24 protein-coding genes are annotated in these 25,903 nt (G+C 60.6%); 16 read left to right on the plus strand and 8 right to left on the minus strand.

Annotated elements, in window-relative coordinates; translation table 11 throughout:
• The first annotated feature begins 82 nt into the window (after positions 1 to 82).
• The 5 genes from PPUTUW4_RS05370 (at position 83) to PPUTUW4_RS05390 (ending at position 4,207) form a co-directional block, all read left to right on the plus strand.
• On the plus strand, positions 83 to 799 hold the full coding sequence (locus PPUTUW4_RS05370) for a TetR family transcriptional regulator (RefSeq protein ID WP_041474790.1): 717 nt from the start codon (positions 83 to 85) through the stop codon (positions 797 to 799).
• A 158-nt stretch (positions 800 to 957) separates the two neighbouring features.
• Positions 958 to 1,512, plus strand: coding sequence for a hypothetical protein (locus tag PPUTUW4_RS05375; protein ID WP_015093728.1), 555 nt, complete (start codon positions 958 to 960; stop codon positions 1,510 to 1,512).
• Positions 1,513 to 1,544: 32 nt separating this feature from the next.
• On the plus strand, positions 1,545 to 2,822 hold the full coding sequence (locus PPUTUW4_RS05380) for a flavohemoglobin expression-modulating QEGLA motif protein (protein WP_015093729.1): 1,278 nt from the start codon (positions 1,545 to 1,547) through the stop codon (positions 2,820 to 2,822).
• Between the two features lie 144 nt (positions 2,823 to 2,966).
• Positions 2,967 to 3,881, plus strand: a complete 915-nt coding sequence (locus PPUTUW4_RS05385; RefSeq protein ID WP_015093730.1) for an alpha/beta hydrolase — start codon at positions 2,967 to 2,969, stop codon at positions 3,879 to 3,881.
• On the plus strand, positions 3,878 to 4,207 hold the full coding sequence (locus tag PPUTUW4_RS05390) for a hypothetical protein (protein WP_008051386.1): 330 nt from the start codon (positions 3,878 to 3,880) through the stop codon (positions 4,205 to 4,207). The genes PPUTUW4_RS05385 and PPUTUW4_RS05390 overlap by 4 nt, the downstream gene beginning before the upstream one ends.
• A gap of 128 nt (positions 4,208 to 4,335) precedes the next feature.
• Here PPUTUW4_RS05390 and PPUTUW4_RS05395 read toward each other — a convergent pair whose 3' ends face one another.
• The 3 genes from PPUTUW4_RS05395 to PPUTUW4_RS05405 all read right to left on the minus strand — a co-directional run bounded on the left by PPUTUW4_RS05395 (position 4,336) and on the right by PPUTUW4_RS05405 (position 6,310).
• The gene (locus tag PPUTUW4_RS05395) at positions 4,336 to 5,133 is read right to left on the minus strand and encodes an OmpA family protein (protein ID WP_015093731.1); all 798 of its coding nucleotides are present in this window, start codon (positions 5,131 to 5,133) and stop codon (positions 4,336 to 4,338) included.
• Between the two features lie 45 nt (positions 5,134 to 5,178).
• Entirely contained in the window at positions 5,179 to 5,592 is a 414-nt protein-coding gene (locus tag PPUTUW4_RS05400; RefSeq protein ID WP_007975021.1) for a DUF4398 domain-containing protein, read from the minus strand.
• A gap of 373 nt (positions 5,593 to 5,965) precedes the next feature.
• On the minus strand, positions 5,966 to 6,310 hold the full coding sequence (locus PPUTUW4_RS05405) for a hypothetical protein (RefSeq protein ID WP_015093732.1): 345 nt from the start codon (positions 6,308 to 6,310) through the stop codon (positions 5,966 to 5,968).
• 201 nt (positions 6,311 to 6,511) lie between these two features.
• Between PPUTUW4_RS05405 and ppc the strand changes: the two genes are divergently transcribed.
• From ppc to PPUTUW4_RS05440, 6 genes are all read left to right on the plus strand, one after another.
• Positions 6,512 to 9,142, plus strand: a complete 2,631-nt coding sequence (gene ppc, locus PPUTUW4_RS05410) for a phosphoenolpyruvate carboxylase (protein ID WP_015093733.1) — start codon at positions 6,512 to 6,514, stop codon at positions 9,140 to 9,142.
• Positions 9,143 to 9,429: 287 nt separating this feature from the next.
• Positions 9,430 to 10,077, plus strand: coding sequence for an adenylate kinase (gene adk, locus PPUTUW4_RS05420; RefSeq protein ID WP_015093734.1), 648 nt, complete (start codon positions 9,430 to 9,432; stop codon positions 10,075 to 10,077).
• 94 nt (positions 10,078 to 10,171) lie between these two features.
• Complete coding sequence (tsaB, locus tag PPUTUW4_RS05425; protein WP_015093735.1) at positions 10,172 to 10,846, plus strand: tRNA (adenosine(37)-N6)-threonylcarbamoyltransferase complex dimerization subunit type 1 TsaB; 675 nt, start codon at positions 10,172 to 10,174, stop codon at positions 10,844 to 10,846.
• Between the two features lie 233 nt (positions 10,847 to 11,079).
• Entirely contained in the window at positions 11,080 to 11,385 is a 306-nt protein-coding gene (locus tag PPUTUW4_RS05430; protein WP_015093736.1) for a hypothetical protein, read from the plus strand.
• Entirely contained in the window at positions 11,385 to 12,245 is an 861-nt protein-coding gene (locus PPUTUW4_RS05435; RefSeq protein ID WP_015093737.1) for a DUF72 domain-containing protein, read from the plus strand. Before PPUTUW4_RS05430 ends, PPUTUW4_RS05435 begins: the two co-directional genes overlap by 1 nt.
• Positions 12,246 to 12,280: 35 nt before the next feature.
• Positions 12,281 to 13,102 carry an isocitrate lyase/phosphoenolpyruvate mutase family protein gene (locus PPUTUW4_RS05440; protein WP_015093738.1) on the plus strand — a complete coding sequence of 274 codons (822 nt, stop codon included), beginning with the start codon at positions 12,281 to 12,283 and terminating at the stop codon, positions 13,100 to 13,102.
• A 3-nt stretch (positions 13,103 to 13,105) separates the two neighbouring features.
• Here PPUTUW4_RS05440 and PPUTUW4_RS05445 read toward each other — a convergent pair whose 3' ends face one another.
• The gene (locus PPUTUW4_RS05445; RefSeq protein WP_015093739.1) at positions 13,106 to 13,726 is read right to left on the minus strand and encodes a hypothetical protein; all 621 of its coding nucleotides are present in this window, start codon (positions 13,724 to 13,726) and stop codon (positions 13,106 to 13,108) included.
• 96 nt (positions 13,727 to 13,822) lie between these two features.
• On the opposite strand from PPUTUW4_RS05445, the gene PPUTUW4_RS05450 reads away from it, so the two are divergent.
• Positions 13,823 to 14,602 carry a class I SAM-dependent methyltransferase gene (locus tag PPUTUW4_RS05450; protein WP_177325109.1) on the plus strand — a complete coding sequence of 260 codons (780 nt, stop codon included), beginning with the start codon at positions 13,823 to 13,825 and terminating at the stop codon, positions 14,600 to 14,602.
• Between the two features lie 138 nt (positions 14,603 to 14,740).
• On the opposite strand, the gene PPUTUW4_RS05455 is transcribed toward PPUTUW4_RS05450, so the two are convergent.
• The gene (locus PPUTUW4_RS05455) at positions 14,741 to 15,379 is read right to left on the minus strand and encodes a TetR/AcrR family transcriptional regulator (protein WP_015093741.1); all 639 of its coding nucleotides are present in this window, start codon (positions 15,377 to 15,379) and stop codon (positions 14,741 to 14,743) included.
• A 93-nt stretch (positions 15,380 to 15,472) separates the two neighbouring features.
• Between PPUTUW4_RS05455 and PPUTUW4_RS05460 the strand changes: the two genes are divergently transcribed.
• The 4 genes from PPUTUW4_RS05460 (at position 15,473) to PPUTUW4_RS05475 (ending at position 22,056) form a co-directional block, all read left to right on the plus strand.
• On the plus strand, positions 15,473 to 16,573 hold the full coding sequence (locus PPUTUW4_RS05460; RefSeq protein WP_015093742.1) for an efflux RND transporter periplasmic adaptor subunit: 1,101 nt from the start codon (positions 15,473 to 15,475) through the stop codon (positions 16,571 to 16,573).
• A gap of 6 nt (positions 16,574 to 16,579) precedes the next feature.
• Entirely contained in the window at positions 16,580 to 19,645 is a 3,066-nt protein-coding gene (locus PPUTUW4_RS05465) for an efflux RND transporter permease subunit (RefSeq protein WP_015093743.1), read from the plus strand.
• Between the two features lie 638 nt (positions 19,646 to 20,283).
• Entirely contained in the window at positions 20,284 to 20,565 is a 282-nt protein-coding gene (locus tag PPUTUW4_RS05470) for a DUF6124 family protein (RefSeq protein ID WP_015093744.1), read from the plus strand.
• Positions 20,566 to 20,709: 144 nt separating this feature from the next.
• Positions 20,710 to 22,056 (plus strand): Fic family protein, encoded by a 1,347-nt coding sequence (locus tag PPUTUW4_RS05475; RefSeq protein ID WP_015093745.1) that lies wholly within the window; start codon positions 20,710 to 20,712, stop codon positions 22,054 to 22,056.
• Between the two features lie 50 nt (positions 22,057 to 22,106).
• Here the strand turns inward: PPUTUW4_RS05475 and PPUTUW4_RS05480 are convergent, their stop codons facing one another.
• Genes PPUTUW4_RS05480 through plsB form a run of 3 tightly spaced genes read right to left on the minus strand, consistent with a single transcriptional unit; the run spans position 22,107 to position 25,780 of the window.
• Complete coding sequence (locus PPUTUW4_RS05480; protein ID WP_015093746.1) at positions 22,107 to 22,796, minus strand: DUF4197 domain-containing protein; 690 nt, start codon at positions 22,794 to 22,796, stop codon at positions 22,107 to 22,109.
• A gap of 29 nt (positions 22,797 to 22,825) precedes the next feature.
• Positions 22,826 to 23,224, minus strand: a complete 399-nt coding sequence (locus PPUTUW4_RS05485; protein ID WP_015093747.1) for a YbaY family lipoprotein — start codon at positions 23,222 to 23,224, stop codon at positions 22,826 to 22,828.
• A gap of 54 nt (positions 23,225 to 23,278) precedes the next feature.
• Positions 23,279 to 25,780: a glycerol-3-phosphate 1-O-acyltransferase PlsB gene (plsB, locus tag PPUTUW4_RS05490; RefSeq protein WP_015093748.1), complete on the minus strand. Its 2,502-nt coding sequence runs from the start codon at positions 25,778 to 25,780 to the stop codon at positions 23,279 to 23,281.
• Positions 25,781 to 25,903 lie beyond the last annotated feature (123 nt).

Raw genomic sequence — 25,903 nt, forward strand, 5'->3', positions numbered from 1 at the left:
CGCCTTTTCAGGCGGCTTTTTTATTGCCTGTCTGGTACAAACGTATCAACTTGTTAGTTTCATCTGAGAGGAAATACCTGTCGTGATTCGTGCAATGGCTCAAGAAGGTGCAGCGGGTATCGCCACTGCGGTCGCTGAAAGTGTTCAGTACCAGGGTCGCAAGGCCAGCCGACAGGGCAGTGAGCAGCGTCGACAGGACATTCTCGACGCTGCGATGCGCATTGTCGTGCGCGATGGCGTGCGCGCCGTACGGCACCGTGCGGTGGCTGCCGAGGCGCAGGTGCCGTTGTCGGCGACCACTTACTATTTCAAGGATATCGATGACCTGCTCACCGATACCTTCGCCCAATACGTGGAGCGCAGTGCCGCGTACATGGGCAAGCTGTGGGTGAACAACGAGGGCCTGCTGCGTGACATGATCGCCAGTGGCGATGGCAGCCCGCAGGCGCGCTCGAAACTGGCGGACGATATTGCACGGCTGATGACCGATTACGTTCACCGGCAACTGATCAATCGCCGCGAACACCTGATGGCCGAGCAGGCGTTCCGCCAGGAAGCGTTGCTCAACCCGCGCCTGGCCGAACTGGTGCGTTCGCATCAGCAAATCCTGTTGCAGGGCTCTTGCCAGCTGTTCCAGGTGCTGGGCTCGCGCGAGCCGCATCAGGATGCCAAGGTGTTGACGGCGATTATCGGCCGGATGGAATATCAGGGCCTGCTCAACGTAGACGAGCCTGCCGCCGAAGAGGAAATGCTCGGCATCCTGACGCGCTACATGCACCTGGTGCTGGCGTCGGTGTAGTCCCGGCTGGTGCTTTCCCCTGTGGGAGCGAGCTTGCTCGCGATAGCGGTTTACCATTCAACATTAATGTTGTCTGACACACCGTCATCGCGAGCAAGCTCGCTCCCACAGGGGAATGTGTCCACCTTAGGGCGGTGTGTGTTCAAAGGGAGTATTGAATGAAAGCCTGGCGTGTCGTTGTGATCGCCTTGTCGTTCTTGCTGCTCAGTGGCTGTCTGGTGTCCTTCAAGGAGCCGCTGCCTGCAAGCGACCCCGCGCCCAAAGGGTTACTCGGCAAATGGACCAGCACCAATGCCTGGGGTGAGGCGCTCAACCTCGAACTGACCCGCATTGGCGACAATCGTTATCAGGCCGTCAGCTATTACCGGGCCAGGCCCGGGGAGCGGGAAGCCTATCCTTTCACGGTGTCGCGTCATGGCAGCCGCTGGTACCTGTCGGCGAAGGTGCCGGCGCAGTTCGGCGGGCATTTCACCCTCGGCGGTTTTGAGCTGACCGACAAACATGAGTTGGTGGTTTACAACCTCGACCTCGAACAGATCAATCAGGCCATCAAGCAAAACGTCCTGAGCGGTGAAAGCTTCAAGACCAGCGATGGCGATGGCGTATTGATCGACAGCCACATGGATCAAGTCGCCGCCTACCTCGACGACCCGGCCAATTCCGATGTGTTCGTCGAAGCGGTGCGCTATCAGCGCCAGGCCAAAGCCAAGTAAGCAGCACCCACAGGTTTCTACAGGAGTTTCGCGTGGACGATTACCAACAGTCGATACGCATTTTGTCCGATCGCATCGTGTTGGCGCAGACGCCGATCCGCGTACTCGATGCGGTCAAATGGGACGACAACATTCGCAAGGGTTTCCTCAAGGCCAAGGGCAAGGAAATGCCGGCGGTGGACCGCGACTACTACCTCAACCGGCCGTTGGCGTTCGACTCCAGCAAAGTGAAGCTGGAGTTCCAGAACATCGAGCGCGACATCACCCGCCAGCTCGGCCAGTTCAACCCCGTCGGCCAGATCATGCGGCGCATGTGCAAGGAGTACCGCATGGTGGTGCGCATGCTCGAAGCGCGCGGTACCGAGGATTTCGGCCTGATTTCTCAGGAATTGTACGGCGCCGCGTCCGACGCGTTCCATGCCGGCGACCCGACCCTGTCCGACCTGGGCATGATGCTGTCCGAATACCTGAACAACATCGACGGCCGTGGCGACCTCAAGGACGAACCGAAGACGCTGACGGCCAAGGAGGCGGTCGACCTGTTGCAGCACCGGTTGAACAAGGTGTTTGGCGAAGCCGAGGAAACCATTCGGGTGTTCGAGTCCGACGGCATCGTCGCCGATGCGGCGGCCGGCGCCGACTACATCAAGATCCGCTCCGACGCGATGTTCAACCAGCGCGATGTGCGCGCCCTGGAGGTCCACGAAGGGCTGGTGCACGTCGGCACCACCCTCAACGGCCTGAACCAGCCGATCTGCACCTTCCTGGCCAAAGGCCCGCCCTCGTCGACGGTGACCCAGGAAGGCCTGGCGATCCTGATGGAGATCATCACCTTCGCCTCCTACCCCAGTCGCCTGCGCAAGCTCACCAACCGCACGCGCGCGATTCACATGGTGGAGGAGGGCGCGGATTTCCTGCAGGTGTTCGAGTTCTTCCGTGAACAAGGCTTCGAAATGCCCGAGAGCTACAGCAACGCCAGCCGCGTGTTCCGCGGCTCGGTGCCGACAGGTCTGCCATTTACCAAAGACTTGTCCTACCTCAAGGGCTTCATCATGATTTACAACTACATTCAACTGGCCGTGCGTAAAGGCAAGCTGGAGCAGATACCGCTGTTGTTCTGCGGCAAGACCACCCTGGAAGACATGCGTACCTTGCGTCAGTTGGTGGACGAAGGCCTGGTGGTGCCGCCCAAGTACCTGCCGGAACAGTTCCGCGACATGAATGCGTTGTCGGCGTGGATGTGCTTCTCCAACTTCCTCAACCACCTGAGCCTGGACCGGATCGAGGCGGATTACTCGAATATCTTGTGAACAATGAATTCCCCTGTGGGAGCGAGCTTGCTCGCGATAGCGGTCTCACATTCAACACTTCTGTTGTCTGATACACCGCCATCGCGAGCAAGCTCGCTCCCACAGGTGATGTGTTCCAGCTCAATACTTGCGAGGTTTCAACGGATGAGAATCCTCGGCATCCTCTGCCTTTTCCTGGCCTTGAGCGGCTGCAGCTCGCTGCTGTTCTACCCGGAACCCGGCCAGTTGTTCACCCCGGAAAAGGCCGGGCTTGAATACCGCACCGTCACTCTGAACACCGCCGATGGCCTCAAGCTCAATGCCTGGTGGCTGCCGGTGAAGCAGGGGGTTGAGGTCAAGGGCACGGTGCTGCACTTGCACGGCAATGGCGGAAACCTGCCCATGCACCTTGGCGGCAGCTTCTGGTTGCCGAAAAATGGTTACCAGGTGTTGCTTGTGGACTATCGCGGTTACGGCCTGTCCGAAGGCGAACCCAGCCTGCCGGCGATCTACCAGGACATCGATGCGGCGTTCGCCTGGCTGGACAAGGCGCCGCAGGTTCAAGGCAAGCCGCTGATCCTGCTCGGCCAGAGTCTCGGTGGCTCGATGGCCGTGCATTACCTGGTCCAGCACCCGCAACGGCAGAAACAACTCAAGGCGTTTGTCCTCGATGGTGTACCCGCCAGTTATCGCAGTGTCGGCCGCTATGCGCTCAGTAATTCATGGGTGTTCTGGACGTTCCAGGTGCCGTTATCGTGGCTGGTGCCGGACGGCGACAGCGCGATCAACTCCATGGCGCAACTTAAAGATGTGCCGAAACTGATCTACCACAGCATCGACGATCCGATCGTGCCTCTTTCCAACGGCATCCGACTGTATCAAGCTGCGCCGCCGCCGCGGGTGCTGCAACTGACCCGTGGCGGTCATGTGCAGACATTCGCCGACCCGGTCTGGCGTAACGTCATGCTGCGCTATCTCGATGACCCGCAGCATTTCAACGGCCTGCGCCGCCTGGGTGAAATCCCCAATTACCCGGCACCCCCGAATTCTGAAGATGAACCACCAGAGAGTCCGCAATGAGTGAAGAACGTAACGCCATCCCGCTGATCATCACCGGTATCTGCAGCATCCTCGGCACAGTCGGTGCCCTGTGGTGGTACGGCTACCTGCACTTCGCCAAGCCCGAGGATGCGTTGCTGCTCAACGAGTTCACCATGCTCAAGACCATTCCGGGCGAAGACTACAAAGTCTCACTGGAGCCGGCCGCGCAAGTGGCGCAGTGCATCGATGGCGTGCTGGTGCTGTTTGACATGGAACAGAAAGGCCTGACCGGCGTGCTGGTCGACAGCAAGAAAAAAGCCGTGCGTTGTATGGGGCAGGAGACGCCGCAGAAGCTGGAGCAGTAAGGACAGTACAGATCCAAATGTGGGAGCGGGCTTGCTCGCGATAGCGGTGTAACAGTCAACATGGATGTTGAATGTTATGGCCTCTTCGCGAGCAGGCTCGCTCCCACAGGTATTTGTGTTGTGGTTGATTATTGGGTGTATGAACTCACCGCCGAACGCGGCATCACCGGCTGGTTATCATTGGAAATGGTCACCTCCACCCGACGGTTCATCGCCCGGCCCGAGGTGCTTGAGTTATCCGCCACCGGATACTCCTTGCCGTACCCCTGCGCAACGATACGCGCCGGATCGACGCCCATCTTCACCAGGGCTGCTCGCACGGAGTCCGCACGACGTTCCGACAGCGACTGGTTGTGCGACGCCGTACCGGTGCTGTCGGTATAACCCTCGACAATCACTTTGCGGTCGGGGTTTTCCTGGAGGTACTGCGCCAGTTTGTTGATGTTCATCAGGCCGTTGGATTTCAGTTCGGCCTTGTCCGTGGCGAACAGCACATCCCCGAAGGTCACCAGCGTCCCGCGCTCGGTCTGCCTGGCGTTGAGGCTGTCCTTCAGTTGCTTGATCTGCTGATCGCGGCCTGCCAGGCGGGCCTCGGCCCGTTGTGCCGAGGTGTTTTTCAGATTGGCTTCGGCGGTGCGCAGGGCAATGGTCTGCTTGGCCACTTCAACCCGCTGGTTGGTCAGATAGGCAAGCTGGTCAACATTTGCTGGGTCTTCCTTGTCCCTGTAGGCCTGGTCGGCCTTGTCCAGATAATCGCTGGCTTCCTTGGTTTCCAGGGCTGCGACTTTGCTGGCCTGCGGGTCGGCCTGCAGGCCGGTGTAGTTGGTGCGGGCCTGTTCGAGGTTGGCGTTGGGCGGCGTGGAGCAGGCCGCCAGGGCTACGCTGGCAGCCAGCAGGGCAGGGATCATCAGTTGATTGTGTTTCATGATTTCGTCCTTTTAGTCGAGTGGGAATGCGTGGGGCCGCGCCGCTTACTGAACGGTGCGCTGGCTTTCCTGACGCAATTCCTGAACGCCTTTCTGCGCGTCCTTCACGGATTGTTCGGCCTTCATCGCCTGGGCCTTGCGCTCTGCGACACGAGCGTCCCACTCGGCCTGTTCGGCGAGCATCCGGGCCTGGTCATATTTTTTGTCGTGCATGGCGATTTCGGCTTGCTTGAGCTTGTCCTGGGCCGACTTCATTTCCACAGCGGCGAACTCGGTGCCGCCGGCGCTCACGGCGTCGTTGACGGCCGATTGGGTCACCGCGTACTGCTCGGTCGGCGGGTTGCCGGCGCAACCGGCCAGGATCAGGCTGCTGCCGAGGGCCAGCGCCGCCAGCTGGAGGCCGCGCGAATGAGTGAACGAGGATGTGCCGGTTCGGGTTTTCATGGTCTTCAACTCCATTGGGCTAACTCCTGAAAAGCGTTGAATCCATCCTGGGCAGGGCGCTGAAGCCATCAATTGCGGGGTGTTTTGAAACGCTCGTCCCAGGCATGGTTACTTGGGTTGACCCGAGGCTTTTTTTGAAAGTTCAGAGAATTTAGCCAGCTATCGAAAAAACTTTGACCGAATCGACAGGGCTCTAAGTCGGAGATTTGCGTCACGCACAGCGGTATACCGGACCTTTTACAGGCCCGGAGTAACGCAATTCTTGAAGTGAAATACGGGCCAATGTGGGAGCGGGCTTGCTCGCGAATGAGGTTTAACATTCAACAATAATGTTGACTGATACACCGCTTTCGCGAGCAAGCCCGCTCCCACAGGGTTCAAGGCAACCTCAGTGTTTCTGTTTGTCGTCAGGCACTGACATATCGTGCAGATGCCGGCGGGACAGCGCCAGAAAACGCGGGGTCGGCCCGATGTCTTCGTACAGCGGATCACCTTCTTCGTCAGTGGCGACCACGGTCGAGCCCTTGACGTATGGGAAGCTTCTTTCCAGCTCTTCGAGCGCGGCGCCGATCAGATCGCCGAGCAGTTCTTCGGGATGCCGCTTGGGGTACATCTCGACGAGCGCGGCCAGCCGTGCGGCAGACTCCACATCCAGATGAATCGAGTAGCCGGTGTCGGTCAGGCGACCCTTGGCGTTTTCTTCCCAGTGGTGGGCAAGCTCGCGAATTTTCATAGTGACCTCATGGCGCGACCGCTCGTGGCAGGCAGGGTGAGTGTCCGGCGTTGGCCGGCGACAGCCGTTGTACGGCTTATCTTCAGACTAGCTTCAACAGGCAAGGTTTGAAGGCCCTTCGTCGTCTTGCTTGTAAGAACCTGTCTGGGGCGGCACTCTCTAGGTTCCAAGCCGCCCGGATTCTTTGCTGGAGACCTGCTGATGACCGATATTGATGCACGCTTGCGCGAGGACGTTCACCTGTTGGGTGAGCTGTTGGGCAACACCATTCGTGAACAATATGGCGACGGTTTTCTCGACAAGATCGAGCAGATCCGCAAGGGCGCCAAGGCGGACCGGCGCGGCTCCATGGACGCCGAGCTCAGCGCCAGCCTCAACCAGTTGACCGAAGATGAACTGTTGCCGGTAGCGCGGGCGTTCAATCAGTTTCTCAACCTGGCCAATATCGCCGAGCAATACCAGTTGATTCACCGTCGGGAGGCGTCTCAACAGGCGCCGTTCGAAGCCCGGGTGTTGCCCGAATTGCTCGCTCGCCTGCGTGCCGAGGGTCATGGTGCCGAAGCACTGGCCCGGCAATTGGGGCGACTGGAGATTGAGCTGGTGCTGACCGCGCACCCGACCGAAGTCGCGCGCCGCACGCTGATCCAGAAGTACGACGCCATCGCCGCGCAACTGGCGGCTCAGGATCACCGCGACTTGACCAGTGCCGAGCGCGAGCAGATCAAAACCACCTTGCAGCGCCTGATCGCCGAAGCCTGGCACACCGAGGAAATCCGCCGCACGCGTCCGACACCGGTGGACGAAGCCAAGTGGGGTTTCGCGGTGATCGAGCATTCGCTGTGGCAGGCCATTCCCAATTACCTGCGCAAGGCCGACCAGGCCCTGCACGCTGCCACCGGTCTGCACTTGCCACTGGAGGCGGCGCCGATTCGCTTTGCCTCGTGGATGGGCGGCGACCGCGACGGCAACCCCAATGTGACGGCGGCGGTTACCCGAGAGGTTTTACTGTTGGCGCGCTGGATGGCGGCTGATCTGTACCTGCGCGATGTCGATCAGCTGGCGGCTGAGCTGTCGATGCAGCAGGCCAGCGATGAATTGAAGGCCAAGGCGGGTGACAGCGCCGAACCTTACCGGGCTGTGCTCAAACAGCTGCGCGAACGCCTGCGGGCGACGCGCAACTGGGCGCACACCTCGTTGTCGACACCCACGCCGGCACCGGCCGACGTGCTGCAAAACAACCGCGAACTGCTCGACCCGCTGGAGCTGTGCTACCACTCGCTGCATGAATGCGGCATGGGCGTGATCGCCGACGGACCGTTGCTCGACTGCCTGCGCCGGGCGGTGACCTTTGGCCTGTTCCTGGTTCGTCTGGATGTGCGCCAGGACTCGTCGCGACACACCGCTGCCATGACCGAAATCACCGACTACCTCGGCCTGGGGCGCTACGAGGACTGGGGCGAGGAAGAACGCATCGCCTTCCTGATGCGCGAACTGAATAACCGCCGGCCGTTGTTGCCGGCGTACTTCAAGCCCTCTGCCGATACCGCCGAGGTGCTGGCGACCTGCCGGGAAATTGCCGCTGCACCGGGGGCGTCCCTCGGTTCCTATGTGATCTCGATGGCCGGTGCCGCTTCCGATGTGCTGGCGGTGCAATTGTTGCTCAAGGAATCCGGCGTGCTGCGGCCGATGCGCGTGGTGCCGCTGTTCGAAACCTTGGCCGATCTCGACAACGCCGGTCCGGTGATCGAGAAGCTGCTGCTGTTGCCGGGCTATCGCTCGCGTCTGCAAGGTCCGCAGGAAGTGATGATCGGCTATTCCGATTCGGCCAAGGACGCCGGCACCACCGCGGCGGCCTGGGCGCAGTACCGGGCGCAGGAACGACTGGTGGATATCTGCCGCGAACAACAAGTGGAACTGCTGCTGTTCCACGGCCGCGGCGGCACAGTGGGGCGTGGCGGCGGACCGGCCCACGCGGCGATCCTGTCGCAGCCGCCGGGTTCGGTGGCGGGGCGCTTCCGCACCACCGAACAGGGTGAAATGATTCGATTCAAATTCGGCCTGCCGGACATCGCCGAGCAAAACCTCAACCTGTACCTGGCCGCCGTGCTTGAGGCGACCTTGCTGCCGCCGCCGCCACCGACGCCCGAGTGGCGCCATTTGATGGACGAACTGGCCGCCGATGGTGTCAGCGCTTACCGCGCCGTGGTGCGGGAAAATCCGCAGTTCGTGGAGTATTTCCGCCAGTCCACGCCGGAACAGGAACTCGGTCGTTTGCCCCTGGGCAGTCGCCCGGCCAAGCGCCGGGCCGGGGGGATCGAAAGCCTGCGGGCGATTCCGTGGATCTTCGGCTGGACCCAGACGCGTCTGATGCTGCCGGCCTGGCTGGGTTGGGAAGCCGCCCTGAGCAAGGCGCTGGAGCGTGGTGAAGGTGAACTGCTGGGGCAGATGCGTGAGCAATGGCCGTTCTTCCGCACCCGCATCGATATGCTGGAGATGGTCCTGGCCAAGGCGGATGCCGACATTGCCCGGTCTTATGACGAGCGTCTGGTGGAGCCGAATCTGTTGCCATTGGGTGCGCACTTACGCGACCTATTGTCGCAGGCATGCTCCATCGTTCTCGGCCTGACCGGGCAGTCGCAGCTGCTGGCACATAGCCCAGCGACCCTTGAATTCATCCGCTTGCGCAACACCTACCTCGACCCGCTTCATCTATTGCAGGCCGAGTTGCTGGCCCGTTCACGATTGCAGGATGTCGCGCAGGGCAGCCCGGTAGAACAGGCCCTGCTGGTGTCTGTCGCGGGGATTGCCGCCGGTTTGCGTAACACCGGCTAAGGTTTTTGCCGTGGGGTCAGGCATCCGGCAGGTGAGGCGGATGCCGCCGCAGGACGGGTTGAAAAGTGCTGTCAGGCGACAGTTAATGTTGGGGTTGCGACTTGGGGAACCGTGCGCAATGGTCGCAGGAGGCAGCGGTTTCTCCGACTTTTGGCGTCTTGTGTGGGCGCAGCCTGCTGTGTATCTTGATCAGCCTTTGGCCGTTTGGGCGGCCACGACCCTTTTTTGAGATTGGCCCCACGAGGCGAATCTGACGTTATCCATATAAAAAATTGAGGAGCACATCGATGCGCGTCATTCTGCTGGGAGCTCCCGGGGCCGGTAAAGGTACTCAGGCTAAGTTCATCACCGAAAAATTCGGCATTCCGCAAATCTCCACCGGCGACATGCTGCGTGCAGCGGTCAAGGCCGGCACCGAGCTGGGCATCAAGGCCAAGAGCATCATGGATGCCGGTGGCCTGGTGTCCGATGACCTGATCATCGCACTGGTCAAGGACCGCATCGCCCAGTCCGACTGCGCCAACGGTTTCCTGTTCGACGGCTTCCCGCGCACCATTCCCCAGGCCGAAGCCCTGGTGACTGCCGGCGTCGAGCTGGACGCAGTGGTTGAAATCGCCGTCGAGGACGAAGAAATCGTCCAGCGTATCGCCGGTCGTCGTGTTCACGAGGCCAGCGGCCGCGTGTACCACATCGTCTACAACCCGCCGAAAATCGCCGGCAAGGACGACATCACCGGTGAAGAGCTGGTACAGCGCAAGGACGACACCGAAGAAACCGTGCGTCATCGCCTGTCGGTCTACCACTCCCAGACCAAGCCGCTGGTGGATTTCTACCAGAAGCTGTCGGCCGCCAATGGCAAGCCGCAGTACAGCCATATCGAAGGCGTCGGTTCGGTTGAAGCGATCACCGCCAAGGTGCTTGAAGCCCTGAGCTGAAAAGTCTGAATCGCTTCATCTTCCACGGCCCGCTTGCGGGCCGTAGTTGTTTATACTGACGCACTTTTTCTGACCTCTTGTTACGGATACATCGATGAGCACCTTGCTGGCCCTGGACACCGCGACTGAAGCTTGCTCCGTTGCCTTGCTGCATGACGGCAAGGTCACGAGCCATTACGAGGTGATCCCGCGCCTGCACGCGCAGAAGCTGTTGCCGATGATCAAGCAATTGCTGGCCGATGCTGGCACCACCCTGCAAGCGGTCGATGCCATTGCGTTCGGTCGTGGCCCGGGAGCCTTCACCGGTGTGCGCATCGCCATCGGCGTGGTGCAAGGCCTGGCGTTTGCTCTGGATCGCCCGGTGCTGCCGGTGTCGAACCTGGCCGTGCTGGCGCAACGTGCATTGCGCGAACACGGCGCCACTCAGGTCGCTGCTGCCATCGATGCGCGCATGGATGAAGTGTATTGGGGTTGCTACCGCGAAACGGCCGGGGAGATGCGCCTGGTGGGCGCCGAAGCGGTACTGCCGCCGGAGTCCGCGGCATTGCCGGCCGATGTCGGCGGCGAGTGGTTCGGCGCCGGCACTGGTTGGGGTTATGGCGAGCGTATCGCCGTCAACCTGACTGGGCAGGACGCAGGCATGCTGCCTCACGCTGAAGATTTGCTGACCCTGGCGCGGTTCGCCTGGGAACGTGGTGAGGCGATCGTGGCCGACGAGGCGCAGCCGGTTTATCTGCGCGACAAAGTGGCGACGCCCAAAGCACGGTAGATTTTCAGGATTGAGTTGGTTCAATCGCGGGCAAGCCCGCTCCCACAGGATCACCGCTAACCCTGTGGGAGCGGGCTTGCCCGCGATGGCGATCTATCGGACGCAGCCAATCGTCATTTTCTAACCCCGGCTTTTAAACCTTTTGCCTTTTATGTGTTCTAGTTATCACTCGGCGGTTTGCGAAGTGGGGTTTGCGCCACTAAACTGCCATCACTGATTCCGAGTATGCACGTATGCGTATCGACGGCGTTTCCTCTCAGTCCTACCCCATCAAGCGCAAGCCACGCAAAGACCGTGTGGTGGAAGACGACGCCATTGATATCGAAGGCGAGCTGGAATTCCCGACTGAAGAGCAGTTGGCTGCCCGCGCCGCCAAAGCCTCTGCGCAAAAACCGAGCAATCTTCCCGCCCGTCAGCAAGACATGATTTACCACCGTGCCATGAGCAAAAGCGTGGCGACGGCGCTGGCCAGCTACCTGAGTACCGCCGGTTTCGTCGATTGGGATACGGATGTGCTGGGTCTTGACCTGTACATCTGATGTTGCTGCCGTATTACCTCGGTTGCCCGTCCTGGAGCGAGAACGCCTGGCGCGATTACCTGTATCCGCCGCACGCCAGGTCCGCCGAGTTTCTTGATCTCTATTGCCAGGTATTCAATGCCGTAGAAGGCAACACGACCTTCTACGCCAGCCCTGCTGCCAGCACCGTGCAGCGTTGGGCCCAAACCATGCCGCAGCACTTTCGCTTTACCGCCAAGTTTCCCGGCGAGATCAGCCACGGTGGCGATTTGCGCGAACAGCTGACCGCCGCCGAAACCTTCCTGCAATTGCTCACTCCGCTGGGTGATCGGGTGTCGCCACTGTGGTTGCAGCTGTCGAAAAACTTCACGCCCCAACGCTTGCCCGAGCTGGCCGGATTTATCGATGCCCTGCAACGCCCGCTGGCCGTTGAAGTACGCCATGGTGATTTCTTCGCCAAGGGTGACAGCGAGCGGATGCTCAATCGTCTGCTGCTGGATCGCGGTGTTGAACGCATCTGTCTTGATCCCCGCGCGTTGTTCAGTTGCACATCGACCGATCCGTCAGTGCTTCACGCTCAATCGAAGAAGCCCCGGGTGCCTCCGCGTCCGGCAGCGTTCACGCAGTGTCCGCAGGTGCGTTTTATCGGCCATCCGGTGCTTGAGGCCAACGATCCGTTCCTGGAGCCCTGGGTCGAGAAAATCGCGCTGTGGATCGAAGAAGGGCGAACGCCGTATATCTTCCTGCACACCGCCGACAACCTGCTGGCGGCGAAACTGGCGCAGCGTTTTCACGCCAGGCTGATGCGGCGTCTGCCTGGCTTGCCGGCGCTGCCTGAGCTATACAGAGAACCCGCCGCCGAGCAGCTTGGCTTGCTCTGAGGCGGATTCTTTCCCCCTCTTCAGGAGCCTGCCCCATGGATGCGCAAACCCTTCGAGCCCAGGCGTTCAAAGCCCTTCACGAACGCTCCGGCGCTTTTGTGATTCCCAATCCGTGGGATGCGGGTTCAGCGAAGATACTCGCCAGCCTCGGCTTCGAGGCGCTGGCGACCACCAGTGCCGGTTATGCCTTTTCCCAGGGGCGTGCCGATGGCGGCTTGAGCCTCGACGATACCCTGATGAACGTTCAGGCGATTGTCGCCGCCACTGACTTGCCGGTTGCCGTGGACCTGGAAAACGGCTTTGCCGACAACCCGGCCGACTGCGCGAAAAGCATTTTGCGCGCGGCAGAGGCAGGAGCCGTTGGAGGTTCGATTGAAGACGCCACCGGTCGCGAAGAAGGCCCCATCTACTGCTTCGACCACGCGGTGGCGCGCATCGAGGCCTCTGTGGCTGCCGCTCGCAGTTTGCCGTTCCCCTTCACATTGACCGCCCGGGCCGAAAACTTCCTGCACGGCAATCCTGATCTGGCCGACACCATCCGCCGCTTGCAGGCATTCGCCGAGGCCGGTGCCGATGTGCTCTACGCACCCGGTCTGCGCAACGCCGAGGATGTGCTGGCGGTGGTGCGCGCGGTGGCGCCCAAACCGGTGAATGTGTTGATGTCGGGCGGCTTGAAGCTGACGGTCGCGCAGTTGGCTGAAATGGGCGTCAAACGCATCAGCGTCGGTTCGGCGCTGGCGTTGGCGGCCTATGGTGAATTCTTCCGTGCCGCCGAAGAAATCCAGACATCAGGCACGTTCGGCTTCACTTCGCGGTCGATGCCGTACCAGAAGGCCAATCAGTTCTTCAAGGGCTGAGGGTCAGGCGGCGATGCGCAGGTTTTGCAGGATGATCGGGCGCGCCCAACCATTGTCGAAATCGAGTTGTTTCTGCTGTTCCACCAATTCTTCCGGAGAGAACGGCGGGAACGGCTTGTCGAGCAGATCGAGTTCGAATTCGGCAATCGGCAGGTGCAGCGGACGTGGTTTCGGGGCAGGCCCGGCTTCCGGCAGTGGCTGGCCGGCGTTGAGCACGATCGGGCGAACCCAGCCGCTGTCGAAGTCCTGTTGTTTTTGCTGGGCGACGACTTCATCCGCCGGGAACGGTGGAAATGGCTTGTCGGCCAGGTCCATTTCGAATTCGGCAATGGGCAGGAACAGAGGCTCTGGCGGGCGAACCAGGGTCTCTTTGACATCGCACTCACGCTGGGAAACGATGTGTTCCAGCAGCTCGCTGCCGACGGTTGGCTCGACCGGGCTTTCGAGATCGACCGGTGGGAAGTTCAGTGATTCAGGCAGCACATCACCCGACTGATCGGCCAGCGCACGGGCAAAGAAATCCTGCCAGATGTGACTGACACCGCTCAGTGCCTGGGTGTTTCGCAGGTTGTAATTGCCGTAGGGCGATATAAAGCCTGTGATTGTGGGTTGAATGTCTGACATTTCTCTCGGTCGACGCTCAGCTCTGGCAAAATGCTCGATAGTTTTGTTATCGGCAGTTTTTGCCGATCATTAATTTTTTGAGCGTGTTTTCCGATGATTGATCAACCCGCGGCCTGCCGCATCCATGTCCAGGCCCTGGACGCGGCTTTCGAGCCACAAGCCGAGCAGTGGGCCGAGCGCCTGGGCTTGCCGATGCAGGTGTCGGACGGCGAATTTGCCTTGCAGGTGGGTGACCAGGGTTTGCAGTTGCAACAGCTTGGGCCGGACGCGCCGGGGCCGGTGCGGGTGGACTTCGTCGAGGGCGGTGCGGCCCATCGCCGTCTGTACGGCGGCGGCAGCGGGCAGATGATCGCCAAGGCTGTTGGCGTCGCCCAGGGCGTGCGCCCGCGGGTACTGGATGCCACGGCAGGGCTGGGCAAGGACGCGTTCGTGCTGGCCAGCCTCGGTTGCGAGATGAGTCTCATCGAGCGTCAGCCGCTGATTGGCGCCTTGCTGGAAGATGGTCTGGCCCGTGGCGCGGAAGATTTCGATGTGGCGCCGATCGTGGCGCGCATGCGGCTGCTCAAGGGCAACTCGATCGAGGTGATGCGCAATTGGGAGGGCGAACCGCCGCAGGTGATCTACCTCGATCCTATGTTCCCGCACCGTGAGAAAACCGCGCTGGTGAAGAAGGAAATGCGCCTGTTCCGGCCGCTGGTGGGCGATGACCCGGATGCGCCGGCCTTGCTCGAAGCGGCGTTGGCCCTGGCCAGCCACCGGGTGGTGGTCAAGCGCCCGCGCAAGGCGCCGTGCATCGACGGGCCGAAGCCGAGTCATGCGCTGGATGGCAAGTCCAGTCGGTATGACATCTATCCGAAGAAAGCTTTGAAGCCTTAAGACCGAGTAGCCTTCATCGCGGGCAAGCCACGCTCCCACAGGTTTTGTGCCGGGTTCAAAATTCGAGTACACCTCGGACCCTGTGGGAGCGGGCTTGCCCGCGAAGGCGTCGGTACAGTCAACGCAATGCTGTCAGGCTCACTGAGGCCGATAAGCCCGCATAAACAACCCCACCACTTCCCGCACATGGCTCTCCGCGGCCTCGCCGACCGGCGGCTCGCCGCAGCCATACAGCAAGCGGAAATTCCCGGCGCCCTTGAGCAGGCAGAAGAAGTGCTCGGCGGCGTTGTGCGGCTTTTCGATGCTCAGCACGCCACTTTCGTCGATCCGTCTCAGCAAGCGTTCCATGCCATGCAGCATGCGCTCCGGGCCCGCCTCAAAGAAGATTTGCGCGAGTTTCGGGTCCTGGCTGCCCAGGGTCATCATCAGTCGGTGCAGGTTCACTGATTCGTCACTGTTGATCAGCTGATGAAAGCCGCGCGCGATGTTCAGCAGCACGGTTTCCACCGCCACGCCTTCGGGCAACTCGAAGAACAGCGGGGGCAACTGCTCCTCGCACTTGGCCACCACGGCGGCGGAGAACAGCGTCTCCTTGTCGTTGAAGTGGCTGTAGACCGTCAGCTTCGACACACCGGCCTCGGCTGCGACGGCATCCATGCTGGTATTGGCATAACCCTTACTCAGAAACAGCACTTTTGCCGCATCGAGAATGGCCTGGCGTTTCACCAGATCCTTGGGTCTGCCTGGGCCATTGGGTGCTGAAAGATTGTTTGGCATATTCGCTTTTATTACTGGACTGGTGAGTTTGCTATTAATAACATACTGCTCAGTATAATTATTCAAAGCACCATTAGCGAAAGGTCCTTCACCATGTTCCGCTATGCCTTGCCCCTCGCGTTGCCAGTCACCCTGGCTTTTTTATTGTCAGCGTGTGGCTCCGACGAAGTGCCGCCAGTCAGCGTGCGCCCGGCCATGGTGGTTCAGCCAGAGCCTTCGGCACAGGCCATGGAAAGTTATCCAGGTGAAGTCCGTGCGCGTTATGAGCCGGACCTGGCGTTCCGTATCGGCGGTAAAGTCAGCCGACGACTGGTCGAGGAAGGGCAGCGGGTCAAGGCCGATCAACCTTTGGCAGAGCTCGATCCTCAGGACGTGCGCCTGCAACTGGAGGCCACCCGGGCCCAGGTCGCTGCAGCTGAAGCCAATCTGAGCATGGTGCGTGCCGAGCGTGATCGCTACAAAACCCTGATGGAGCGTCAGCTGGTCAGCCGCTCGCAGTACGACAATCACGAAAACCTCTACCGCTCCGGCGAAGCGCGCCTCAAGCAAATCAAGGCCGAATTCAACGTTTCCAATAACCAGGCCAGCTACGCCGTGCTGCGTGCGCCGCAGGACGGCGTCGTGGCCAAGCGGCTGGTTGAAGTCGGGCAAGTCGTGGCCGCGGGGCAAACGGTGTTCACACTGGCGACCGATGGCGAGCGTGAAGTGTTGATCAGCCTGCCGGAGCAGAACTTCGGCCGCTTCAAGGTCGGTGAACCGGTGGCAGTGGAGCTCTGGACCCAACCCGGCCAGCGTTTCGAAGGGCGCATCCGTGAGCTGTCGCCAGCCGCTGATCCAAAGTCCCGCACCTTCGCGGCGCGCATCGCCTTCACCTCCGGCAAGGTGCCGGTGGAGCTGGGCCAGAGCGCCCGGGTGTTCGTGCAGGCCGCCGACGTGGTGACTCTGTCCGTTCCGCTGTCGGCGTTGACGGCAGAAAACGGAGTGACCTATGTCTGGGTCGTCAGCGCCAACAACACCTTGAAGAAAACCCCGGTGCGAGTGGGTGCCTTCGGTGAGAAAACCGTACCGGTGCTCGAGGGACTCAACGCCAGCGACTGGGTCGTGGCCGCCGGCGTCCATGTGCTTCTCGAAGGGCAGCAGGTGCGCCCGGTGGATCGCTCCAATCGCGTGGTCAATCTGGCGAACAAGGAGTAAGCCCTGATGCGCTTCAACGTTTCCGAATGGGCGCTGCGTAATCGCCAGATCGTACTGTTCCTGATGCTGTTGCTGGCCATCGTCGGTGCACTTTCCTACACCAAACTCGGCCAGAGTGAAGACCCGCCGTTCACCTTCAAGGCCATGGTGATTCGCACCAACTGGCCGGGCGCGACTGCCGAGGAAGTTTCGCGCCAGGTCACTGAACGCATCGAAAAAAAGCTGATGGAAACCGGCGAGTACGAGCGCATTGTTTCGTTCTCGCGGCCCGGGGAATCCCAGGTCACCTTCATTGCGCGTGATTCCATGCACTCGGCAGAGATCCCGGAGCTCTGGTATCAGGTACGCAAGAAAGTCAGCGACATCCGTCATACCCTGCCGCCGGGGATTCAGGGGCCGTTCTTCAACGATGAATTCGGTACCACGTTCGGCAACATCTACGCCTTGACCGGCGAGGGCTTCGACTACGCCGTGCTCAAGGATTACGCCGACCGCATCCAGATCCAGCTGCAACGGGTCAAGGATGTGGGCAAGGTCGAACTGCTGGGGTTGCAGGACGAAAAAGTCTGGATCGAACTCTCCAACGTCAAGCTCGCCACCCTCGGCTTGCCGCTGGCGGCTGTCCAGCAAGCCCTTGAAGAGCAGAACGCGGTGTCCACGGCAGGTTTCTTCGAAACCAGCAGCGAGCGATTGCAGCTACGGGTGACGGGGAATTTCCAGACGGTCGACGAGATCAAGAACTTCCCGATCCGCGTCGGTGATCGCACCTTCCGCATCTCCGATGTAGCCGATGTGCGGCGTGGTTTCAATGATCCGCCGGCGCCGCGCATGCGCTTCATGGCGCAAGACGCCATCGGCCTGGCGGTGGCGATGAAGGACGGCGGTGACATTCTGGTGCTGGGCAAGGCACTGGAAGTCGAATTCGCCCGCATCCAGAAAAACCTCCCGGCTGGTATGGAGCTGCGCAAAGTCTCCGACCAGCCGGCGGCGGTGAAAACCGGGGTTGGCGAGTTCGTGCAAGTGCTGGTCGAGGCGCTGGCCATCGTGTTGCTGGTGAGCTTCTTCTCCCTCGGCGTGCGCACTGGCATGGTGGTGGCCCTGGCGATTCCGCTGGTGCTGGCGATGACGTTTGCCAGCATGTATTACCTGGGCATCGGCCTGCACAAGATCTCTCTCGGTGCATTGGTACTGGCCTTGGGGTTGCTGGTGGACGACGCGATCATCGCCGTGGAAATGATGGCGATCAAAATGGAGCAGGGGTTCGACCGGGTCAAAGCCGCGAGTTACGCCTGGACCAGCACTGCGTTCCCGATGCTCACCGGTACGCTGATCACCGCGGCCGGCTTCCTGCCGATTGCCACGGCGCAATCGGGCACTGGCGAATACACCCGTTCGATCTTCGAGGTGGTCACCATCGCGCTGTTGGCGTCGTGGGTGGCCGCGGTGGTTTTCGTGCCGTATCTCGGGGAAAAACTCCTGCCGGACCTGGCGAAAATTCACGCCGCCAAGCACGGTGCCGGCCAACCCGATCCCTATGGCACGCCGTTCTATCAGCGCGTCCGGCGTCTGGTGGAGTGGTGCGTGCGCTGGCGCAAAACCGTGATCGCTGCGACTGTGGTGTTGTTCATCGCATCCATTGTGCTGTTCAAGTTTGTACCGCAGCAATTCTTCCCGGCATCGGGTCGCCTGGAGTTGATGGTCGACCTGAAGCTGGCCGAAGGTGCTTCGCTGAGCAACACCGCCGACGAGGTCAAACGCCTTGAAGCGCTGCTCAAGGACAAGGCGGGGATCGACAACTACGTGGCCTACGTCGGCACCGGTTCGCCGCGTTTTTACCTGCCGCTGGATCAGCAACTGCCGGCGGCGAGCTTCGCCCAGTTTGTCGTCCTGGCGAAAACCATCGAAGAACGGGAAGCCCTGCGCACCTGGTTGATCTCAACCCTCAACGAGCAATTCCCCGCTCTACGCTCGCGGGTCACGCGTCTGGAAAACGGTCCGCCGGTTGGCTACCCGGTACAGTTCCGCGTGACCGGGGAGCACATCGAGGAGGTGCGGGCGCTGGCGCGCAAAGTCGCGGCCAAGGTTCGCGAGAACCCGCATGTGGTCAACGTCCATCTGGACTGGGAAGAACCGAGCAAGGTGGTGTACCTGAACATTGATCAGGATCGCGCGCGGGCGCTGGGCGTGAGCACGGCCAACCTGTCGAAGTTCCTGCAAAGCTCCCTCACCGGTTCCAGCGTCAGCCAGTACCGTGAAGACAACGAGTTGATCGAGATCCTGTTGCGCGGCACCGTGCATGAACGCACCGAGCTGTCATTGCTGCCGAGCCTGGCGGTGCCGACCGATAACGGTCGCAGCGTCGCGTTGTCGCAGATCGCGACCCTGGAGTACGGCTTCGAAGAGGGCATCATCTGGCACCGCAACCGCCAGCCTAACGTGACGGTTCGCGCCGACATTTATGACAAGCAGCAACCGGCGACACTGGTGCAGCAAATCATGCCGACCCTCGATCCGATTCGCGCCGAACTGCCTGACGGCTATTTGCTGGATGTCGGCGGCACCGTTGAAGATTCGGCGCGTGGGCAGAACTCGGTGAAGGCCGGCGTGCCGTTGTTCATTGTGGTGGTGTTGACTTTGCTGATGCTGCAACTGCGCAGTTTCTCGCGCACGGCGATGGTGTTTCTGACGGCGCCGCTGGGGTTGATCGGGGTGACGCTGTTTCTGTTGGTGTTCCGCCAGCCGTTCGGTTTCGTGGCGATGCTGGGGACTATCGCCTTGTCGGGGATGATCATGCGTAACTCGGTGATTCTGGTGGATCAGATCGAGCAGGACATTGCTGCCGGGTTGAAGCCCTGGCAGGCGATCATCGAGGCGACGGTGCGGCGGTTCCGGCCGATTGTGTTGACGGCACTTGCGGCTGTTCTGGCGATGATTCCGTTGTCGCGCAGTGTGTTCTTTGGGCCGATGGCGGTGGCGATCATGGGGGGGCTGATTGTGGCCACGGCGTTGACGCTGCTGTTTTTGCCGGCGTTGTATGCGGCCTGGTTTCGGGTCAGGAAGGAGCCTGTTTGATCGGGGGCATATCCATTTCTTCGGTAGCGGCGGCTGGCGGTTTCGCCCTTACGGCGAGTCCCTTTGGCAAACGCCCCAAAGGAACCAAAGGTTCTCGCCCCTTACGTACGGCCCCTCGCTGAGGCTCGGGTTTCCTTCGCTCCGGCATTCATCCGGGGGCATTGCCCTCCGGTCGGCTTCGCTTCGACCTACATGCAATGAGTTCGACTGCGTCGAACGGCGCTGCGCGCCCATCCCCGGATGAACACCTGCGCTCAGCCTGCCGAGGGGGCGGGTGGATCAAGATCAAGAGCGGCAGGCGAGCTAACGCTCGGCCTGTTGAGTGGTGAAGAGCGAAGGTGTACGCCGATCTGCCTTTGCTCTTCTGTGGGAGCGAGCCTGCTCGCGAAGACGGCCTGACAGCCGACCAATTTCTTTCAGATGTACTCGGTCAAATTGTGGGAGCGGGCTTGCCCGCGAAGGCGTCCTGACAGTCAACCACGTTTATCGCCCAAGCCAACCATTCAGACCATTCCCACAAGACTTTCAGCTTGCCCGTCAGAAGCAGGATCTCTAGCCTTTGTCCGTCGCTGCCAATTCAGCGACCGGGACTGCAAGCCCGCGAATAGTCGTTAGGCGCCTACTTTGGGAGCTTCGCAATGATCAAAGACAGTCCTGATTACTCTGCCTCTGAATCCGAGAAACAAACGAGAATTTCAAACCGCCCCTGCCCAATTTTCACCATCCACCCAGGCGTCGACTCCGAAACCTTGCTGGTCCATGCCTACGAAACCCTCGCCTCAGCCAATGTAATGGCAACCGAACTGTCGTCCATCCTGACCGGCCCAACCTGCAATCTGGCACTCGGCATTAAGCAGATGATTGTCTTGGCGCAGTTATCAGTGAACCGCGTCCTCGATCAGTTGGATCAGCAGCAATAGCAATAGGAAGAAGCCCGCTGAACCTTTACCAATCAGCGGGCCTTCATTGTTCCTACATTTATCTCAGACCCGTCTGATATTGAGGCTCAAGAGCCCAGGTGTTGTACTCCAAACCCGGTTTCGTGAATGTTTGAGACAGTGCGTATGAAAAATCCACCCAAGTTGCGGGGACGGACCGACCCGGTGTTTGATCGGCTAGGGCAGTCGCCTCACAAGGAACGCCTCTCGGATTACTTGGCTCTGCTCAAGCCCCTGGACGATCAGGGGCGTTATCTGCCATTCGATGCGTTGCGCTATCGCTGGGCGCCGGGTCTGGATTCCAATTTGTGCTGGGCCTTGGTCAAGAAAGCCCGGACGGCGCAGTATTCGAGCCTTTTGCCATTGGGTGATCCGGTGCGGTGGCTGCAATTCGTGCTGACGCCGCTGGCGCAAAAGGCTATTTCCGCGGTAGACCGGCAAACCACTACGGCCATGCTGGAGTACATGACCAGCCAGATCGGCGAGCGTGCGCACTTCAGCTATCTGCTCAATGACCTGATTGAAGATGAAGCCATCAGTAGCAGCCAGCTCGAAGGCGCGGCAACCACGACACGTGTGGCCAAGGATATGCTCAAGCGTCATCGCCTGCCGCGTACGCCGGACGAGCGAATGGTCATCGGTAATTTCAAGATGATGAACTTCGCCTGGGAGCAGCGCTACGAGCCTCTGAGCATTGAGTTGATCGCGGCGATGCACCGCGTTGGCGTCGAGGGCATCGATGATCCGCAGTATTCGCCGGGGGTGTTCAGAAGCCGTGATGATGTCGTGGTGCAGGATGGCGAGGGCAACACCGTTCATACGCCGCCGCCAGCAGCAGGTATTGGGTTGCGTTTGCAGAAGCTGGCGCAATGGATCAACCATTCCCATAACAACTTCCATCAAGCGGATTACCTTCATCCTTTGATCAAAGGCATCGCTCTGCATTTTGCCCTGGGTTATGAACATCCTTTTCGTGACGGCAACGGTCGGGTCGCGCGGGCGCTGTTTTACTGGTTCATGTTCAAGAATGACTTCTCGGCGTTCCGCTATATCGCGATCAGCGTCTTGTTACGCAATGCACCGGTGAAGTACGGGCACTCATACCTGGATACCGAGGCGGATGATCTGGATCTGACGTATTTCGTCGATTTCCAGTGTTCGGTGGTGCTGCGTGCCGTGGGCAGTTTTACCGAGGCGTATCGGAAAAGTCTGGTTGATGCCGAGTGCTTTGATCGATGGTTGCGGGAAAGTGGTTTTCTCGAGCAACTCACTGAGAATCAGCGGGCCGTGTTTCAAGTGGCCAAGAGCGGAATGGCAAAGGAGTTTACTGCGGTCAATGTGAAGGAAAACCTGGGGTGCTCTTACAACACGGCATCAGCCACATTGAATGGGCTGGTCGAGTTGAAGTTATTTGAGAAACGGAAGATGGGACAGGAGTGGGTGTTTTTTCTACGACCTGCCTCCGTGACCTGAACCAATGTGGGAGCGAGCAGGCCCACTCCCACAGGGTTTTGTGTTGTGGCTTAGAGCGTGCCAAACACCTTCTTCGCCAAACTGGTCGCCGCAGCCGCCGGGTTCTGGCGGATGGTTTCTTCCTGTTTGCCGATCATTTCGAACAAGCCATTCAACGCCTGCTCGGTGACGTAGTTTTCGACGTTGGCGTTCTTCGCGTCCAATACGCCCATGGTCGCCGCTTGTCCGGCGAACGAGTTGTACTGCTGGGCCAGGCCCACCTTGTCGGTGGCTTGCTTGACGATCGGCAGGAACTTGGCGCGGATCTGTTCGCGGCTGGTCTTGTTGAGGTATTGGGTGGCCGAGTCGTTGCCGCCGCTGAGGATGCCCTTGGCGTCTTCCACGGTCATTTTCTTCACGGCATCGACGAGGATTGGCTGGGCCTGGGTCACGGCGGTTTCGGCCGCTTTGTTCATGCTGGCTTCCAGTTCATCGACCTGGTCTCCCATGCCGAACTGTTTCATTTTGCTGGCGACCTTGCCCAGTTTGCCCGGCAGTTCGATTTTTACTTCCGGGTTGTCGCTGAAGCCGCCCGGGGTGCCGAGTTGTTTCACGGCCAGTTGCGCGCCTTGAGTCAGTGCGTCCTTGAGCCCGCCGGTGGCGTCTTTCTGCGACAGGTCGCTGAGGGATAGCGCCAGGGCGTTGGCACAGATCATCAATCCTGCGCACAGGCCGGCAAAACGAAGGGTAGGGCGGAGCATGGCAGCTTCCTTGTTCAAAAAAGAGAGAGTTAGCGAACGGCGTCGACGCGGATTTTCAGTGGTTGCGGGTCCTTGCCATCAAGACGTACGGCATGGTGTTCGGTGGTGATGAACATCAGCTTTCCGTCGACTTCGATGCGCGCGCTGACCGAGTAGCGATGGCCTGGTTTGACCTGCGCCGGATCGTAACTCAGATGAAACGGCAGTGGCACCTGGCCTTTGACCGGGCCGTTCTGTTCGTCGAGGACAATGGCCGGTGCGTCGGCCAGAGACACGTCCTGCAAGCTCACGCTCAGGGTAGCTGTGGGCGGCAGAGCGCTGCGTTGCAGGTAGAAGACTTCGCCGTCGAGGCTCGCCTTGTCGCTCGGGGAAGTCGATTGGCAAGCGCTGAGCAGGGTGGCAGCGGCCAGAAGAGTCAGTTTTTTCATCAGCAATCTCCAATTAATGTGGGAGCGAGCCTGCTCTCTCCCACAGGTTTTGCATCAGGCCTGTGGCGCTGGGACCGCTTGATCCGCCGCATCTTCACTGCGATGCAACGCCACCTGCCGGATCGACAAACGGATCTCCGCCGGCAACACCCGTTTGGCCGCGCCTTCGGCCAGCTCGCCGAGCAGTTCGTGGTAGCTCAACTTGCCCGCTTCGTCGCGCTTGAGCACTTCGAGGTCGAGCAGGGTCTGGATGAAGTGGCGAAACAGGCTCTTGTCGAAGAACTCCGGGGCGTTCAGGCCATGGAGGATCGACAGGCGCTGGGCCATGACCGTGCACAGGTCTTCCAGTTCTTCGGCGCTGATGCTGTTCTGGCCGCTGTTGAGCAGCAGGGACACGGTCATGTAGAAGCGCTGCAGGGTCTGGGCGATGCTTTTCGACAGCAGCGTCAGCAACACGAAATGCCGTGAGCTTGGCGCCGGGCGCAGGTACACATCGTTCTCGAAGCGCAGCAGGCCTTGCTCGACGAACGCCTCCAGCCATTGATCGATCACCGCATCCAGTTCGTCCAGCGACCAGCGAATGAACAGCTCCGCTTGCAGGTACGGGTACAGCGCGCGGGTGTAGCGCAGGATCTGTTCGCGACTCATGCGCGAGGCACTCTGGAAGAAGCTCGCCAGCAGTGCCGGCAGGGCGAAGATGTGCAATACGTTGTTGCGGTAGTAGGTCATCAGGACGGCGTTCTGTTCGTCCAGATACAGAATCTTGCCCAGGGCATCGCTCTGCTCGGACAGCAGGTCCATGTCCTTCACGTGCTCGATCAGCGCCCGGCCGTCACCTTCCGGCAGGGTGGTGTGCGGCGAGTACGGCACCTTGCGCAGCAGCGCCAGATACAGGTCGAGCACCCGTGCCATGGCGCGGTCGTCCAGGGCCAGGCGGCTGGTGGACAGCAGCGCCAGGGCGACGAGGTTGACCGGGTTGATCGCCGCCGCTTCGTTCAGATGCCGCGCGACCTTCTCGCCGAGGCGGTTGGTGGTCTCGTTGAGCCAGGCGGGTCTGAACTGCGGGCCGAGTTCCTGTTGGCGCCAGTCCGGCTGTTCGTTGTCGAGAAATTCCGCGAGTTTGATCGGCTCGCCGAAGTTCACCGCGACCTGGCCGAAGCGCTGCTTGAGTGCGCCGATGACTTTGAAGATGTCGAAGATCGATTCTTTCTTCTTGGCCGCACCGCGCAATTCGCCGAGGTAGGTCCGGCCTTCCAGTACGCGCTCGTAGCCGATGTACACCGGCACGAAGACAATGGGCATGCGCGACGAACGCAGGAAGCTGCGCAGGGTGATCGCGAGCATCCCGGTCTTCGGTTGCAGCATGCGCCCGGTGCGCGAACGGCCACCCTCGACGAAATACTCCACCGGGAAGCCCTTGGTGAACAGGGTGTGCAGGTATTCGTTGAACACCGAGGTGTACAGCGGGTTGCCCTTGAACGTCCGGCGCATGAAGAACGCGCCGCCACGGCGCAGCAGGCCGCCGATCACCGGCATGTTCAGGTTGATCCCGGCGGCGATGTGCGGCGGGGTCAGGCCGTTGCGGAACAGCAGGTAGGACAGCAGCAGATAATCGATGTGGCTGCGGTGGCAGGGTACGTAGATCACTTCGTGACCCTGGGCGACCTTCTGCACGCCTTCGATGTGGTTGACCTTGATGCCGTCGTAGATCTTGTTCCAGAACCAGCTCAGTACCACTTCCATAAAACGGATGGCTGTGTAGGTGTAGTCCGAGGCGATTTCGTTGCCATAGCGCAGGGCCTGGGCCTTGGCTTTTTCCGGCGAAATGTTCTCGCGTTCGGCTTCGTCGAGGATCGCTTGTCTGACCTGCGGCTGGTTCAGCAGGCCCTTGACCAGGTTGCGACGGTGGGAAATGTCCGGGCCGATCACCGCCGCCTTCAGGTTGCGAAAGTGTACCCGCAGGATGCGCTGGGCCATGCGCACGGTGCGCTCGTGGCCCTTGTTGTGTTCGATCAGTTCGCGCAGGTGGATCGGCGCGGAGAACTGCACGCGGGTCTTGCGCCCCAGTACGATGATGCTCAACAAGCGACGCAGACGCCCGGTCACCGCCCAGCTATCGGCGAACAGGAGTTTCCACGGGCTGTTTTCGCTGTCCGGCGACTGGCCCCAGAACACGCTGACCGGAATGATCTGCGCGTCTTCGGCAGCGTTCTGGCTCAGGGCGCTGACCAGGCGGGTCAAGGTTGGCGGCGCGCCGCGTTTGTCCTGGCGGCCGAGCCAGTCCGGGTCCGGCGTCAGGTAGAAGAACGCGGCCGGTTCCAGCAGGTTGCCCACCGATACCGGCAGCACGGGGCGCGGCAAGCCGGCCTTGCTGCACTCGGTGTCGACCACGGCAAGGTCGGTCAGCGATGGGTTTTGCAGGACGTAGAACACCGGACGACTGCGGTCGAGGTTGAGGGTGAACGACGACTGGTTGATCGTCTCCGAGCGAACCCAGAGGTACAACAGTCGGCGCAGGGTGCCAAACACAAGACGGCGGAACGGGGAACGGGTCATACGGCTTCTGCATGAGTGAATGAAACCAAGCGTTTGCTCGGGCGCTGCGTAGTGTGCCGGATTCGTCGAAAATCGGCAAAAAAGCGGCGAAGTAAACTGCTATTGAGAGTTTCAGCGTCTGTC

It is taken from the genome of Pseudomonas sp. UW4 (assembly GCF_000316175.1).
Lineage (GTDB): Bacteria > Pseudomonadota > Gammaproteobacteria > Pseudomonadales > Pseudomonadaceae > Aquipseudomonas > Aquipseudomonas laurylsulfatiphila.